Annotated in this window: 15 protein-coding genes; 5 read left to right on the plus strand and 10 right to left on the minus strand. The window is 32.3% G+C overall.

Annotated elements, in window-relative coordinates:
• Nucleotides 1–13: 13 nt before the first annotated feature.
• From E0I61_RS05540 to E0I61_RS05550, 3 genes are all read right to left on the minus strand, one after another.
• Nucleotides 14–265 (minus strand): hypothetical protein, encoded by a 252-nt coding sequence (locus tag E0I61_RS05540; protein ID WP_126564146.1) that lies wholly within the window; start codon nucleotides 263–265, stop codon nucleotides 14–16.
• A gap of 116 nt (nucleotides 266–381) precedes the next feature.
• The gene (locus tag E0I61_RS05545) at nucleotides 382–1890 is read right to left on the minus strand and encodes a MauE/DoxX family redox-associated membrane protein (protein ID WP_126515672.1); all 1509 of its coding nucleotides are present in this window, start codon (nucleotides 1888–1890) and stop codon (nucleotides 382–384) included.
• 101 nt (nucleotides 1891–1991) lie between these two features.
• Entirely contained in the window at nucleotides 1992–2897 is a 906-nt protein-coding gene (locus E0I61_RS05550; protein ID WP_126743106.1) for a helix-turn-helix domain-containing protein, read from the minus strand.
• A gap of 439 nt (nucleotides 2898–3336) precedes the next feature.
• On the opposite strand from E0I61_RS05550, the gene E0I61_RS05555 reads away from it, so the two are divergent.
• The 3 genes from E0I61_RS05555 (at nucleotide 3337) to E0I61_RS05565 (ending at nucleotide 6258) form a co-directional block, all read left to right on the plus strand.
• Complete coding sequence (locus E0I61_RS05555) at nucleotides 3337–3630, plus strand: hypothetical protein (protein WP_132069980.1); 294 nt, start codon at nucleotides 3337–3339, stop codon at nucleotides 3628–3630.
• A gap of 423 nt (nucleotides 3631–4053) precedes the next feature.
• The gene (locus E0I61_RS05560) at nucleotides 4054–5106 is read left to right on the plus strand and encodes a DUF4917 family protein (protein WP_126564142.1); all 1053 of its coding nucleotides are present in this window, start codon (nucleotides 4054–4056) and stop codon (nucleotides 5104–5106) included.
• 192 nt (nucleotides 5107–5298) lie between these two features.
• Entirely contained in the window at nucleotides 5299–6258 is a 960-nt protein-coding gene (locus E0I61_RS05565) for a hypothetical protein (protein ID WP_126564141.1), read from the plus strand.
• Nucleotides 6259–6386: 128 nt separating this feature from the next.
• On the opposite strand, the gene E0I61_RS16525 is transcribed toward E0I61_RS05565, so the two are convergent.
• From E0I61_RS16525 to E0I61_RS05595, 7 genes are all read right to left on the minus strand, one after another.
• The gene (locus E0I61_RS16525) at nucleotides 6387–6512 is read right to left on the minus strand and encodes a hypothetical protein (protein WP_262708568.1); all 126 of its coding nucleotides are present in this window, start codon (nucleotides 6510–6512) and stop codon (nucleotides 6387–6389) included.
• A gap of 239 nt (nucleotides 6513–6751) precedes the next feature.
• Nucleotides 6752–7030 carry a tyrosine-type recombinase/integrase gene (locus tag E0I61_RS05570; protein ID WP_394346061.1) on the minus strand — a complete coding sequence of 93 codons (279 nt, stop codon included), beginning with the start codon at nucleotides 7028–7030 and terminating at the stop codon, nucleotides 6752–6754.
• Nucleotides 7031–7220: 190 nt separating this feature from the next.
• A complete protein-coding gene (locus tag E0I61_RS05575) occupies nucleotides 7221–9392 on the minus strand; it encodes a TonB-dependent receptor family protein (protein ID WP_132069982.1) in 2172 nt (723 codons plus the stop codon).
• 25 nt (nucleotides 9393–9417) lie between these two features.
• Nucleotides 9418–10515 carry a cytochrome-c peroxidase gene (locus E0I61_RS05580; protein WP_132069984.1) on the minus strand — a complete coding sequence of 366 codons (1098 nt, stop codon included), beginning with the start codon at nucleotides 10513–10515 and terminating at the stop codon, nucleotides 9418–9420.
• A gap of 402 nt (nucleotides 10516–10917) precedes the next feature.
• Nucleotides 10918–13146 (minus strand): TonB-dependent receptor, encoded by a 2229-nt coding sequence (locus E0I61_RS05585; protein WP_132069986.1) that lies wholly within the window; start codon nucleotides 13144–13146, stop codon nucleotides 10918–10920.
• A 60-nt stretch (nucleotides 13147–13206) separates the two neighbouring features.
• Nucleotides 13207–13545 (minus strand): heavy-metal-associated domain-containing protein, encoded by a 339-nt coding sequence (locus tag E0I61_RS05590; RefSeq protein ID WP_132069988.1) that lies wholly within the window; start codon nucleotides 13543–13545, stop codon nucleotides 13207–13209.
• Between the two features lie 77 nt (nucleotides 13546–13622).
• Nucleotides 13623–13973: a hypothetical protein gene (locus E0I61_RS05595; RefSeq protein WP_132069990.1), complete on the minus strand. Its 351-nt coding sequence runs from the start codon at nucleotides 13971–13973 to the stop codon at nucleotides 13623–13625.
• A gap of 522 nt (nucleotides 13974–14495) precedes the next feature.
• Here E0I61_RS05595 and E0I61_RS05600 point away from each other — a divergent pair.
• Together E0I61_RS05600 and E0I61_RS05605 are read left to right on the plus strand one after the other, a co-directional pair.
• Nucleotides 14496–15587 carry a phosphatase PAP2 family protein gene (locus E0I61_RS05600; protein WP_132069992.1) on the plus strand — a complete coding sequence of 364 codons (1092 nt, stop codon included), beginning with the start codon at nucleotides 14496–14498 and terminating at the stop codon, nucleotides 15585–15587.
• Between the two features lie 12 nt (nucleotides 15588–15599).
• The gene (locus tag E0I61_RS05605; protein ID WP_126564127.1) at nucleotides 15600–16376 is read left to right on the plus strand and encodes a phosphatase PAP2 family protein; all 777 of its coding nucleotides are present in this window, start codon (nucleotides 15600–15602) and stop codon (nucleotides 16374–16376) included.
• Nucleotides 16377–16378: the final 2 nt, after the last annotated feature.

Consider the following 16378-nt stretch of genomic DNA (forward strand, 5'->3'; position numbering starts at 1 on the left):
TTTTCTTTAATAATTAAGGATTACTTCTAAACAACATGGTCGGACATTGGTTGTCGCTTATGCGACGATACAACTGCGAGTTATCAATGCTTGACTTACAAAGCTGACCTTGAACGTTATCACACGATTCTACAGGTTGACAAGGTTGGGCAGCACCAATTACCTTTTTATAACCCGTTTCACTAGCAAGTACGGTTGCCTTTTTTTCCATCGCATTTGAGGATAAAGCACCAACTAATCCGAGAGCAACAAATGCTACCGGCATACCGAATTTAAAAATTTTAGTTTTCATAATCGTAAAAATTAAAAGTTTTGATCTACTCTTTTTTACAGGTTTTCGATCTTGTCCTGCTATTTGGCCAATAGATTGCTTAGTCGGGTTTACGACCGACTCTGTTTTTTATAATTAGCTGTAATTATGGGCTGTAGTTTGTAGCTTATAAGGTGATTTCCCACTAGGGTGTAAAGCTTATCACCATGTACTATTATATCACGTAACTTTTGTTTGTCGACATCGTAGACATAGAAGCTTTCGAGATAGCTATTTGAAGAGATATCATAGCTATCTACAATACTGGCTAGTTTCCACATTTCTAAGCTTTCATATCGACCGGGGATATTACTGTTTACAAAGAGTACATTACCATAAACAGCTGCATCTTTATTTACTAGCAACGGCTTTTTTGCAAATTTTCGCTCCCCACGTTTTTCTAAATCTACCAATTCAATATTTGAATGTGCGATCGTGTCTATTGTATTACCTCTATAATCTAAATTTAGTTTAGGATCGACGACGATAAATTGATTGCGATAGGCATACAAGTAAATTATTCTGTTAATTTCATTACTATACATTAATGAGCCATCAGTATCGAACAGGCCATCAATCTGTTTTTGCAATAAATTAGGGTTTAACACTGTCTTTTTAGTAGAGAGCAAGTCAACTTTACCTAATATACTTTCACCACTACCCCGTTTTTGAACGCGAACTGCCAAAGAGGTTGAGTCAATTGCTTCTGCATAGGTAAAGTACTCAGAGCCACTTTTGTATAACTTAGCCTTCCAGTCCGAAATTTTACCCCTAAATATGCAAGGAACCGTTCCGTCATAAATATAAAAATAGGGGCCGTTTACTCTAATTGTCAGTGAACGAAATGGCAGGTCGATTTTGTCAAGCGTAATATTGTGTATCGTTGTTTTATTTAACGCTGTATCTACAACGGTCATTAATAACTGCGAGGTTGTATTTCCCAAGTAAACATGATCACCATCTGCCCCAGCAAAATAGTACGACCTTAATTTGAGGTTATAGTCCTTGATTTTGGTTGCAGGGGCACTTGATAAACGCCGCACAAATTTATTGTGATAACTATGGATATTTTCCGAGATTAAAAATAAAGCAATTACTATAATAATACCTGTCAATGCAGAACTGGACACCACAATTAATTTCCTTTTTATAGTGATAGATGGTGTTGGTTGCAACCACAATCCAATCAGTGCCAAGAAAACAAATCCTATGTTAAAAATCAAATGCTCGTGCCAATTCATTTTTTCTAAAATACCTCCACAAGAACAAGGAACAAATACGCTATGATTTAAAATAATATAGATGTAAGCTGTAAACATTAGCATTAACACGAAAGATGATACCAAGGCTGGATACCTAAACTTTGGTAAAACCAATAAGATGACAATTAAAAATTCAGCTGACGGAACCGCCCATGCTACTTGTTCGGCAAAAGAACTCAACAGCGGTGACTGTCCTAGTTGCTGTTTGAAATTTTCGAAATCAAGTACTTTGTTGGTCGCTGCATAAGTAAAAAGCAAAATAAAGAGCCAACTTATGAAATTTACTATAACACTTTTAATTTTTTCAGAAATTTTCATAAGTTGCTTTTTTAGTCTTGTAAAATTCTACAATATAAAAGTATAATGCTATGCAAATCAGAACTTTCGTTATCCAAAATAGAGTTGAAGCTGTTCAGTATTTAATTAGCTTCATTCGGGCTACGATCCACTTCACTCGGTGCATACTTAAATTTTTTTTTAAATGCTTTATAAAAGTTGAGGTAGGTATTAAAGCCATTCATTATTGCAATTTCTTTGAGTGGAATCTTTGTTTGCTGGATCATCAAATGTGCTCTTTTTAATCTTTCATCGTGATAAAAATTATAAATACTTGTTTTGAAAAACTCGCGAAATCCAAGTTTCAATTTGTATTCATTACAATCAAAAAGCACAGCTAATTCTTTAAGAGTAGGCAGTGGTTCTTCCAAGTGATTTAAGATGTAATCATAAAGATTTTGCATGACGATAGCTTCGGATTGTCTTTCTGGATTTATTTTTATTACATACTTCGGGTCTGACAGCAATTCTTGCAATATCGTAGTAATTGAGTTTACTATTATTTTGTCACTGTAGCGCAGCCGTGAAATGGTGCAAAAAGCAGGAAGTAATTTATTATTACCCGTAACAAAAATAAGCTGAACGGTGCTATGGTAATTGTCATCTAGTGACGCTTCCTTCTTTTTTTGATTCCAAATACTGAAGGATTGTGGTGCGATAAATTTTCCAAAGTCTACCTGAAATAATTCTTCAGATTCATAGTATAGTGCTTGTAGAGCGTGTGCATTATAATTGCTGATAAGAAAGTTACCGTCTAAGATAAATGTTGTTTGTACTAAGTTTTGATAACTGTAATGAGGGTTAACGTAACCTGATTGGAGTAGTATATCATGCATTTCTCCAGCGAGTTTATTAAGCATTTCAGACATCTTGCCGACTTCGTCGTCTTGATCTGTTTTGATAATTCTAAAAGCGAGATTACCAGTTGCCATTTCAAAAAGCATTTGGTAAATCGCCTTTATGCGTTGTTGTATTTTTTGATTTTCCATTAGATTATATACAGAGGAATTGAATGCGGAATATCAAGACAAGTGCTTGAAAAGACAGACAAAACTATATAATGTAATTTTTATTTACTAAAAGTATAGTATTCAATTCGGGAATTGAATAGGTGTTTTTTAGAAAAAAATGAGCGGTGAATCGTTTTTTAATTTCATAAATCAATGTGTAATTCTTGAGGCGCTCTATAGTTGAGGTGTGGAGTAATAGGATTTATTGTAGTTTGGTTTTTAGGTGTTTAGCTGAGATGGAATGTTTTTGAGTTTAGGAGGAATTATGATAAAAACGGTAGTTGGAAGAGTAAGGGGAAGAGGTAGAAAGATGCTGAGAGGTGTCTTTTTCTTGACATTTATTTTTTGATAATGAGGAAAACCGTAAAGTTTGGTGTTTTAGAAAAGATACATTTGATGAATTTTAAAAATATAAATTATGGTAAGCTATGACGAAAATGACTTGATTAATAATGATTATGTCAACACAACTACAAAAGGAGATAACCCCAATTATACCGCTATTCGTGATCGAGAAAGGGTAAGTAAAAAAGAACTTTACGAAGTCGTGTGGTTCTGTGATGGTTTCGTAAAGGGTTATAAAGTGCCTAAAACCAAAGAAAGCTTTCAAAAGGTTGAAAAACTATTGAGGCTTCCACAAATAAGCGGCGTTGTAATGCGTAAAGAACTTATTGATTTTGTAGCTAAAAATTGGAATTCTAAGTTGGTTTAGGCGTGTTTTTTAAGATGTTAAACTCAATCATTCAAAGAGCTCCTGTAAAAAGGGCTTTTTGATTTCATACTAAAAGAGAACCTGTATGATATAATAGGAGTTGTTGTGATTTGGGTTGCTAGAATATGGTTAAGAGGGAAGATTTATGAGCGTTTGAGGAATAGGCATTATAATGATAGTTGGAAGGATAGACGAAAGAAATGAAAAGATGCCGTTATAGAATTAGCTTTCTATTGGATATTCCATTTAAGTCAAAATATCACTAAATGTGGGTATTGTAACAATAGTTAAAAATGATTTTATTTACGAACTAGAATATATAGCGTGAAATACGGTAAAACTTTAAAAAAAAGCTTTACCTGTTGATGTTATATAAAAGTTAGTATCCATTTTGCGAAAACGACAGAAAAACAGAGAAAATTTATGGAAGTAAAAGATTTAATGACCTATAAAGAAGTTATCGATTCGCTAAATGCAAAGAAACGACAAAAACATTTATTATTTGGTAATGGATTTAGTATTGCTTATGACCCAACTATATTTTCATATAATGCTTTAAGTAAGTTTATTGATGATATTGATAACGATCTTTTGAAAAAACTTTTTGAAGTAATAAATACAAAGAACTTTGAATTAGTAATGCAGCAATTAGATAATTTCATTGAAATTGCAAAAACGTTTAGTACAGACCAAAACTTAATTAAAAAAATAATTGAAGCTAATGAAATTTTAAAGACAAGCTTAATTGAAGCAGTTCAAAAACTTCATCCAGAACACGTTTTTAAAGTTCCCGAAGAAAAAAGCAAATGTTGTCATTTGTTCCTTAACGAATACCTTTCCAAAGAGGGTAAAGTTTTTTCTACAAATTATGACTTACTACCTTATTGGATTTTAATGCGTAATGAATCGAAATTTGCAATAGATGGATTTGGTAGAGAAGTTGAAAACCCTGATGAAGTATTGAGAAAACAAGACCCTATTTTTTCCGAACTTCAATGGGGTAAACATAAAAAAGAGCAAACTATTTTTTACCTTCACGGTGCATTATTAATATTTGACACAGGCATTGAAATTGAAAAAGAAACTTACGATATCGAACATTATCTATTACAAAAGATAAATGAAAGAATGGCTGATAAATCTTACCCAATTTTTGTCACAGCCGGAAGTGCTCAAGAAAAACTTAATCACATTTCTCACAATAAATATTTATCATACTGTTACGATGAATTAACTGAAATAGAAGGTTCTCTTGTCACTTTTGGCTTTAATTTTGGAGAATATGACACTCATATTATTGATGCCATTAACAAGGCTGCAAAACAAGGACAAAGAGCAGGAAACAAATTACACAGCGTTTATATTGGTGTTTATTCAGAAGAGAATCTTAACTATATAAAAGAAATTGAACACAAATTTAGATGTAAAGTAAACATTTACAACGCTGCAACAGTACCAATTTGGGAAGATAAGTAAAAACGGCTACTAACAGCTTTGAGCTAGCTGAATTTTAGTTGAATTATCGTTTCGCATCAAGTTTTCGTTAAGTAGGAAATTGAGCGGTTACGAATTTCCAGTCAACTTAAAGTGGCAAAACGTTAACTACAAGTTTACCGTAGATTACGAAAATTAAACAACTTAACATAAATACTTTTAAATTTATAATTAATGGATAAAGCAAGAATTAAGGATACTGATGAAATTGTTATGGCAGACACTATACTTGATCTTTATCCAAATTATAGTGAGCTAGAATTTGTATGTATTGATGAAATATGTTCTGTTCGTATGTCTCCAACTTGTATTAAAAAGACAGAACGTAAAAAACCACATTTTAAAAAATACAGAAATAGAGAACATATAGAAACCTGTGAATACGCCACTTTAAGTAAATTATACCAAAAAGGAGGAGATCAAAAATTAAATAAAATAGAAATTAATAAAATTGGTTACCCATCTGTTTTTATTTTAAATGATGATGAAGAAGATTTTAAAAAAATCACTAAAGCCAGACTTGATAGTAAAGACGAAGGAGTTTCTGGCCGTGGTAATGCAATTTCAAAAGTTTATGAATTTGATGATGAAAATGTCAAGTTTGATAGAAAAAATAGAGTTCAAAGTATTGATAGAATTGTAAATTGGTATTTAGGTTTTCCACACAATAGAGATGTTGAGATAGAAATAAATTCTATAAAAATCGCATATAGATACTTTTTCAAACAAATAAAATATTTCACAGATCCTATAAAATTGCAAAATGAGAGAATATTTTATGGTAAGCTTATATTATCAAAAACAAACAAAAATGTATTTGATAAATATACTGATTGCGTTTATTTTAATTTATTGGCTTATAAAGATGAATTCAAAAAAAAATCTAATTATTCTGTTAAAATTGATAAAAAGTTAATATCAAAACATAGTTTATCTAGGTTGAAAAATAAGTATGACAAATTATTTGACAAAGCATTTACGGAATTAGAAGAAGGAACAAACGAACCTAATTTCGGTCTGTATGTTTTCGTTTATGGGACGATTGACGAGAATAATGATACCATTATGAATGTCAAACAAAATCATATTACTTTTAGATATGATGAAGTTAGAAAAACAATTATTGAAGTTTAAAATAATTACTAAACAGTTTTATGAATATTTAATACATTGAAAATAGAACCTGTAGTAAACAGCTAGAGCTTTGTTGGGCTTGAAAAGTCAACAATGAAGCCTGTGTTGAACGGAAGCGCTTATAAGTTTTATTTCTCTGATTTGATCTCTTTTATCATACGCTCGAGTTTTTCTCGCTGTTGTTTTGCTTTTTCATCATATGCCTTTTGCCTTCTTTCGAACGTGGTTTGATTCAATTGGAGCTCTTTTTCCAAAGACAAAGTTTTATTATAACTATAAATCAAGAGAGCCAATAACAATGCAATACTGCAGAAATAAAAACGATATTCCAATAAAAAAAATTTTAGTGATTCAATTGTTTTTGTTAGCATGTTATAAGATTTAAAATGTTCTTTTTAAAAAATTTCCAGACTAAGATAAATGTACTACAAATTACCTGATTTGAACTATCTATTCTAAACTCGTTATGTGTTATATTAGGAAAGTAGAAATTCTAATTGGCATTTTTGATAATTTTATCATTGTTGCAGTTTAACATTTTGTTCCTTAAAATCATCATATCTTCACTAACTTTTTTATCCAATATCTTAGCATAGTGCTGTGTAGTTCTGATGTTTTTGTGTCCTAACATTTTGCTCACGCTTTCAATGGGAACACCATTTGTGAGTGTTACAGTCGTCGCAAAAGTATGTCGTGCAATATGGAAAGTTAATTCTTTTTCGATTTCACAAACAGACATACCGGCTTTATACAAGTATATGCACCACTTCACGGACGAGTTTTTAACGCACCTACCAAGTCAGAAAAGATAAAAATGAGCAAGTAAACGAAAGTTTCAAGACAACGAACTTTGGGGAAACATGGTACATCAAAGTATATCGATACCTTTTTTAAATAAAAAACACACATATCAAAAAAAAGAAATGCGTGTTTAAAAATTGAAATATAAGTACTTTTTTTTACTAAAATTTAGCTGTAAATCCAAGATAGAAACTTCGTCCCACGGCAGGTATAATGCCTGGCCCAGGATATTCATCAGTTCTACGAGTGAAATAGGATTTATCTGCTAAATTATTAGCGCCTAACTTGATTGCAAAATTATTTAATTTGTAGGAAGCACTCCAGTCCAAAACCGTGTAGGCAGGAATATAACCCGCAACCGGATCTTCGCTAGTCATGACATTGGAAGCATCTCCAAAAGCATCTCCAACATAATTATACTGTAAAGTTGTCGATAATTTACTAGTGCTAAAAATTAAACCTACACGGTTTATAATTTCGGCGGCAGCTTCGACTCTTTTTCCTTTAAATTCACCTGTTGTATATTTGGCATCTATATACGAAAAGGAATTGAAAATGCTTAAACCAAAATCGGATTGCGAATTAAAGTATTTTATAATATTAAACTCGATATAACTTTCGATTCCTTGGTGTACACTATTGGCAATATTTTTTCTAACAGAATAATAATCTCCTGTAATTGGATTGGTTGCTAATGTTACCCCGATACGGTTGTTGTACGCCATATAAAAAGCTCCAATATCAAAATTAAGGTAGTTTCTGATGGTTCCTCTGTAACCTATATCACTATTAAATCCTTTTGAATCTTTCAGGTTAGGGTCTATTTTTGAACTAGTTCCAAAAGGTTCTAATTGGCTGTAATCTATCGGACGGTATGCCTGAGAAATATTGGCATAGAGACTGGTGTTTTTTCCTGGTTTTAACTCCAATCCAAGTCCTGCTAATGCAAAAGTTCTATTTCTAACTTCATCTGTAAGCTGTATGTCGCCTTCTACTTCTTTATGTCCCTTGGCGGTACTTCTTAAATATTCAAATCGGAAACCGGGAGTGACGGTAAAATTTTTGGAAACTTTAAAAATATTTTCTACAAACGGAGCTAGATTAGTGGTGGTGAAATCTAAATCATATCCCCAATCGCCTGTTATGGATAAATCAAAATCACTATTTGTGGTTCCTTCTCCTCCTCCTTGGCGATTGAACCAAGCATAACTTTGACGAACACCGCCTGCAAAAGTTGACTTCTGATTCCCTAAAGAATAATTTTGTGAAAAACGTATTTCGGTTGTGGTATTGTTCATTTTTTCAATACCCACTTCTCTTGGTACATATGCTCCCGTTATTGGGTCTATATCATCTGTGGCTCCAGCTCCGCCGTCTTCATTTCTCCAAACCAACGAACGACCGCTAAATAAATAGGTAGATTTAACACTCAAAGTGCTGTTTTCCGTAGGCGTATAATTGGCATAAGCCGTAATTATATTCCAAGGGCTTTTTAGCCAGTTTCTTGCCCTTGTAGAAGTTTTTGGATTAGCATAAAATAAACTGTCGGTCAATCCACCTGGCATTTTTATTTTATTTCGAAGCAAAGAATATTCAACACCAAAATTTAATTTTTCAGAATGGTTGTATTGTATTTTTCCAAATCCAGAAACTTGCGATTGCTGACTGTTGGGTCTGTAGCCTTCCATATTTCGGTATTGTAAAAAGCCGTAGTAACTTATTTTTTTATAGTTTCCACCAACAGAATTAAAGGAATTAAACAACCCATAGCTTCCTATTGTTTGTGAAGTAATAAATTCAAATGGTTTGTTTTTTGGGGCATCTTTGGTGACATAATTGACTAAACCGCCAAATTGTGAACCAAATTGCAACGATGCAGCACCTCGAACCAATTCGATGCGATTGACAGCTTCCATTGGTGGAATGTAATACGATTCATTATAACCATAAATATCAGCACTGATGTTGTACCCATTCTGTCTGGTATTCATCTCTACACTTTGTGACGGATTAAGTCCACGTGTTGCAATTCCGTTGGCAGTAAACCCGCTACTCTCTGTTTCTACAATATTTAAACCCGGGATTCTTCCTAGTATTTGTCTGGTATTATTGACTGCTTTATTGGCATCGAGACTGTCAACAAGAATAATTTCACTTTTTTTACCAGCATAAATGATTCCGTCTTTACTATCGGGCAAGTGACCTATCCCATTTACGGTTTTAAAGCCTTTGACAATAACTTCTTTCAGCGAGTTTTCGGTATTTTCTTGTGCTTTTATGGTTTGTAATCCCGCTAAAGTAAGAAGGGTAAACATTATTTTATTGAAATTCATATTGTGGTTTTTGTAGTATTAAAAATTATTTTCGGTAATGATCGGTAAGCGTTCCAAGAAATGCTTCTAGTTGACTTTCTTCCTGGGCAGTCATCTTTAAATTACCTAATTCGTCTCTATTTACGTTTTCAAGTACTTCGGGAGTAGCAAATTCGTTTGGGTTTACATCTCGAACATTATAGAAATGGATGACTTCTTTTAAGGTTTTAAAGGATCCGTTATGAAAGTAGGGGGCTGAAATAGTAATGTTTCGTAAAGTTGGAACTCTAAATTTTCCGTTGTGCTCGGGTTGCGAAACAATAGCTCCAATACCCAGATCAATAAAGTTGGCTCCAGCAGGATTTACGGCTGTTGATTGGTTGTAAAATGGATTTTTTTCGTTTCTGGGCACTCCTATATTATCATAGCTAAAATCAGTAAACAAAATTTTTCCCGTTCTTTCGTCAGGTTCTAAAACGTGACATTGTGCACATTTTCCTTTTCCTTTAAAAACGGATAATCCTTTCTTTTCATCATCCGTAAATTTGATCAACTGTTTGTTGAAATAATCAAATTTTGAGGTAAAAGAATTCACTTCTTTTGATGTCTCAAAAGATGCTAATGCATCGGCGATGTAGGACATTAATTCTTCGTCGGTCTTTGCTACCCCGTATTCTTTTTCTATTTCGGAATAATAGGATGTCTTTTTTATTTTTGAAATAACATCTGCAATATCCGCATTGTTCATTTCTACTGGATTAATAAAAGGGTGCCTGAGTTGCTCTTGTAAATTTGGGGATCGTCCATCAAGAAATAATCCGCCAATATAGGTTTCATCCGTAGTATTATAGGTACGCTCCGGAGAAAAAACGTTGTAGGCTAAATTTGGAGAATTTCTATTTGCAAAAGCACCAGTTATGGCACCTTCAGATACATCTCTGAGCAAAGGATCACTAAAGCCAGTTTCTGGTGCGTGACAAGAAGCACAAGCTTGACCGATAGGATTGGAGAGGTTTTTATCGAAGAAAATTAATTTCCCGATTGCTATTTTATTACTAACAACAGGTACATATTCGAAATCATCAGCACAACTGGATAGCGTTATCATTACTACTAAGCCAATTAAAAAGTATTTTTTGCTCATTTATTTAGAATAGTTAAAAATAACGGTGCAAATATAAAATTCATTTCCGTTTTGACAAACTTATTTAGACTAAATATTAATAATATTTTAAATTAATTTTAACAGTTTTGAATTTCAATGTTTTACAAAAAAAAAAATTTTTTTTGGATAAGATTTTGTTTTGTTGTGCTGGACAAAAATATACAAAACCTATCGTTGCCGAAGATCCCTTTGTGCTGAATAGTTTAGCAGAAAGGCAATTATGCAAAACTCGACTTTTGCTTAAGCATATCTTTTTCAGGACAAAAGAAAGAGTAGAATATCTTATTCTTCTACTCTTCTAATGAAATCTAATTCTTTAAGGACTTTTTCAGTACCCTCTCAGTATGATAAGGCTTTTTTTGTTTAATTCAACGTTTTCGTTCATTCATTTGTAAGTTTGAAACGAATGCCAACATAAACCTCTCTTCCCCTTGTTGGCCCCCAAACAGATGAAGTGTCAAAGTATTGACCAAATGGGTCTTGCCAACTAATAATTGGTTGTTTCTGTCTGAAATCAAATACATTTTCACATCCTGTGTAAACTTCAATCTTTTTAAAAATATAAGTAAATTGAGCGTTTACCAAAGTATATGGTTGTGAAAAATCAGGTCGTTGAAATTCTACTGGATTTGATTGTGTGTCTGGTAATCGTTGTTCACCATACCAATGCACATTTACATCAAAATGGAATTTGTTTGTTAAGGGTTTATAACTGTAAGTCGTCAAAACTTTATGTGCAGGATTGAAAGGTAATAATTGTTTTGTTCCATCTATTTCTCTGTAAACATCTAAAAAGTTGTAGCCCACTTTAAATTCAAAGCGCTTCCAAATTTTAAAATAAAGCTCTGTTTGAAAAGCATTACTTATGCTTGTTCCAGTAAAGTTTTTAATGATTGCTTTTGTTGGGTCGGTGTCATAGTCAGGAAAAATTTGATTTTGAAAATCAGTTCTATAAAAATCTGCACTAATATAACCCGAAAGATTATTGCTTTCAAATTTTTGAGTAAAGTTAATTCCAAAATTTGTTGCTCTTTCTGGTCTTAATTGCTCTGCAAAAACGATGTCCCTTGAACTAACCAATAAGCCTATATTTTCACTGAATAAATTAACTGTTCTCCAGCCTGTTCCGATACTGGCACGAAAAATAGTTGTTGGCGTAACGTCATATTTCAATAAAGTTCTTGGAGTAAGAGCAAAGCCAAATTGGTTATGTTGGTCGCCACGAATACCAGCAATCCAAGTTAATTTACTATTTAAAAAACTCATTGAATTTTCAGCAAATACACCTGGAATATTCTCCACTTTATTGTAATTCCCTGCGTAAGTTCTTTGCAAAGATGTGTCAGTGAAAGCAATGTCTTCATTGAGATCTAAGAGACGGTAACTAATACCTGTTTTTAATGAATGCCTTTGGGAATAGACCAATTCATATTGCAGATTACCATAAAAATTTGTTTGCTGTGCGTTGTATTTTACCGTTCCAAAAAAAGATTTTTGGTCTTGATGAAATGAAGAAACAAATAAAGTTATTCTATGATTGTCATTAAATCGATAAACAGTTTTTGTCCAAATTTCAGGCTGATTAATATTAACCGTTTGCCCGTAAATAGAAGTGCTGCCTTGGTCGTTATCTGGATTATAGAATCTTTGACCTCCAATTCGTTTTTCATTCAAAAATCGTAAACCAACTCTACTGCTCCAGCCCCAGTCTTTGTCGTTTCCGTATTTCCATTTATTTGAAATCATATAGCGTGTCAATAGGGGTAAATCGAGAAAATTATCATTGTCACGGTCAATTTTATTTGCAGGTTGTACTGTATGAAATGCAGTAAGATTACTCCACTTGGCTTTTTTAAAAGCATAGTTGGCATTAAAATGTTTTTCTTCAAAATTATTCATATACACATTAAGCAATAATTTATCAGTGTTATCAGGATCTTTGGTTTCAACATTAATTTGTCCGCTTATGCTTTCATATCCTTGCAAAACGCTATTAGCACCTTTTGATACATAGATGTTGTCAACCAATGTTCCGGGTATTCCACTAATCCCATACGTGTATGACAAACCTTGTATCATTGGGAAACCGTCAATCAAAACTTGATTGTAAATGCCAGATAATCCCAAAATGCGAAGTTCTTTTGAGTTGGTAATTACATTGGTTGTTTGTGGTTGCACAGTCGTTTGTGTTTCAAAACAACCTGCTAAATCACAACAAGCAGCTTTACCCAATTCTTTTTGAGTAATGATTTCTGTTTTAATAGCAATCAAATTAGATAATGTACCCTTATCTCTGTTTTTTTTAATAACAACCTCATTTAATATGTTTTCGTTTTTCAACTTGAATACTACAAAGGTTTGATCGGTGATTTCAATTGTATCTGATACGTGACCTTCAAAACTTGCAATTAATTTTTTATTGCTGATGTCTTTGCTTGTAATTTCAAATTCTCCTTTGTCGGCTGTGGATGTTCCTGTTGTTTGGCCAAGCCAATATACATTTGCGCCAATAAGCGGTTCCTTTTTATCGTTGGTAACTTTTCCTAAAATGGTTTGAGCAAATAAACCACACGGGAACAGTAAACCAACAATGAAGATATATTTTTTCATTGTGATTTTTTTAAAATAAGGCAAGGTTTATTAGAAAATAAATCTTGCCATATTCTTTGTTTACTGTTTTATTTTGTATATTTTTTCTTCAGGATTCTCACAACTACCTGTATTTTCGATAGTTTTATGGATTTCAATTTCAGTAACTATTGCAGGGTTGAATGTTATTTGAAACGAAGATGTTGTTCCCATTTTGCCTGATTTGCAACTGCTAACGCCTTTCAGTTTTTCAACATTGGCAGCAATCATTTTCAAGTCCATAGAACAGGTAATTCCCTTTACTTTGATGGTAACCGTTTTTGAACTGTCGGTATTTTGTGTTATTTTTTGAGCAAACGCAATGCTTGTTGAGGTAATCAATACAATGAATACCAAAACTAATGATTTTATAAATTTCATTTTTTTTATTTTTAAATTGTTGACAATAAAGAAATATTGCTTCGAAGTTGTCGGAGCAAAAGTTCAATTTAATATTGTTAAACAATTTTAGGAGGTTGCCAAAAGTCAGGTGCGAATTGAGAAGTAAAAACTGATTGGTAAGTAAAATTTTGGTTAGTTGAAATTTCAGGTTTAGATATTTCAGTAAGTTGATTTTTAAAACATTGCAACACACAAGAACTGCAAACTTGAAAAGGATTACAAGATTTTCCCGAACGGTCGTCTTTTTGTTTTTGTTGGCTGGATGATTTTTCGTTGTCAGCAATCGATTTGCTTTGTCCGTCACAACAAGTTTGTTCATTGTTATTTTGCAATGAAATCAGATCTATTCCTGGCTTAATAGCGAGGAATAAAATTATTGTTGATAATATGAGTGTTGATAATTTCATTGCTTTGCAAATATACGACGTTTATATATTAGTTGTGTGAAATGATTCGAAACCGTATAAAAAATAGATAAACCGACAAAAGAGCACATCAATTGCCAACAAAATAATATTATTATTTGTACATTTGCAACGATGAAAAGATACATTAAAATAGTACTTCTTATTCTGATATCGTGTTGCTATGTCAACACCGTATTTGAATTTTCAGATATTGAAGAAAAGCAAAATTTTGACAAAGAAAGTCATTGTTATATTTCTCAAAATACTTTGAAGTTAAATATACCCGAAACTACAACTCAAAGCAAGGTAACTATTTTTAAATCTGATGATCAACCTCGAATTGTCCTATTTCCTGTAATTATTTCCAAAATAACTACAAACAATTACCTGAATGAATTCTTTCTACCTCCACAAAAGCGTTATATTATTCACGCTTCACTATTAATTTGAATTTTATTTATTGAAATTTTAGTTGCATAATATTATGTGACTAATTTTTTTATTTAATTAAAATTATAAAAAATGCAAAACACATCACTTTTGGTGCTTTCCTTTTTTGAAGGATTAGTGCTGCACCTTAATAATTATTTAAAATCGAGAGTATTTAACAAATATACCCGACAACGAAATATCCTAATTTTAGCTACAATTGTTTTTAATTTTGCTTCGCTGCACGCACAAGAAAAAGATAGTTCAAATACTACAATCCCAAAAATTGAAAAATTAGATACTCAGGAGTTCAAGATTAATAACAATTTATCCTATCAATATAAAAAGCCAAAGCTCTTTGAGTTCATAACCAAAATACCAAATAGCTTTAGTATTATGGGAAATATGTTTATGCAAAAAAAGAATCTAATTTGGTTTGGTGCATCAGTAGGAAGTACATTAGCTACCATCCCTTTTGACCAAAAAATAACCGATTACTCACGAAATTTTGGTGATCAAATTGGCTTTCAAACAGGACATAATTATTCGGGACCAATAAAAATGTTTCCCAAAAACATTAACTCTGGAATCTATCGAGTTGGAAATGGATTTACATCACTTCTAGTTGGGGGTGGATTGTTAACTTTTGGTTTAATAAATAAAAACTACAGAGCAATTCACACATCTAGTGAAATAATGGAAGGCTTAATCGCATCAGGAATATTAGTTCAATCTTTTAAAAGAATATCTGGTCGAGAAAGTCCATCTGTTGCAGAGGAGAACGGTAATCCTGGTGGAGCGTGGAGGCCATTTCCTTCCTTTAGTGCTTACCAAAAACACACACCTTATTATGATGCTATGCCATCGGGTCATATTACTACTTTGATGACAACAGTTATGATATTTTCTGAAAATTATAAAGAAATTAAATGGATAAAGCCTGTAGGTTTTGGTTTGATGGGATTGATGGGTTTTGAAATGTTGCAAAGCAAAGTGCATTGGGCTTCTGATTATCCCATCGCAATTTTTATGGGTTATATAATTGGGAAAAGTATTGTAAAGGGAAGAATAGTTGAAAAAATAAATTCAAATGTTGGAATGATAAAAAATTTCAAACCAAAATTTAATTATTCATTTTCATCAAATCAAAATTACAATTTAGCAACAGTAAACTTAACATTTTAATTAAACTAAAAAATGAAAGCATTGATACAAAACTTAATTTTATTTGCTATTCTTTTAATTACAATTTCTATAAACGCACAGGAAGCAATTAAAAAGGATAGTATTATTATAAAAGGAAATTCTTCTTTAAAATTCAATTACAAACAACTTATTATTCCGACTCTTTTAATAACCTACGGAGCTATAGGTACTGAAAAAATTGACTACCTGAAAGAATTAAATTTTGAAATCAGGAGAGAAGTTATTGATGATATAGACCAAAAAACTTCTATTGATGATTTCTCGCAGTATGCTCCAGCTTTAACTGTTTACGTATTAAATAATTTAGGAATACAAGGAAAAAATAACTTAAAAGATAGAAGTGTTATTTTAGGAACCTCTTTTTTATTGGTTTTTACTTCCGTGACAGCATTAAAACGCATTACAAACATCGAACGTCCAGATGGTTCTTCATACTCTTTTCCATCAGGACATACTGCAACTGCTTTTGCTGGTGCTGAATTTCTTTGGCAAGAATACAAAGACAAATCTATCTGGTACGGAATTTCAGGTTATGCTGTCGCAACTGCAACTGGTATTTTTAGAATAACAAACAATAAACATTGGCTAACAGATGTTGCCGCAGGTGCAGGCATAGGGATACTAAGTACTAAAATTGCTTATTGGTTAAATCCATACATTAATGAAAAAATATTCAAATCGACTAGAGAAAAAAAAACAGTGTCAATGATAGCACCTTTTTATAATGGTAAAGAAATCGGATTAGGGCTGATAGTAAATTTAAAATAAAC

This window comes from Flavobacterium ranwuense, from assembly GCF_004349315.1.
Classification (GTDB): domain Bacteria; phylum Bacteroidota; class Bacteroidia; order Flavobacteriales; family Flavobacteriaceae; genus Flavobacterium; species Flavobacterium ranwuense.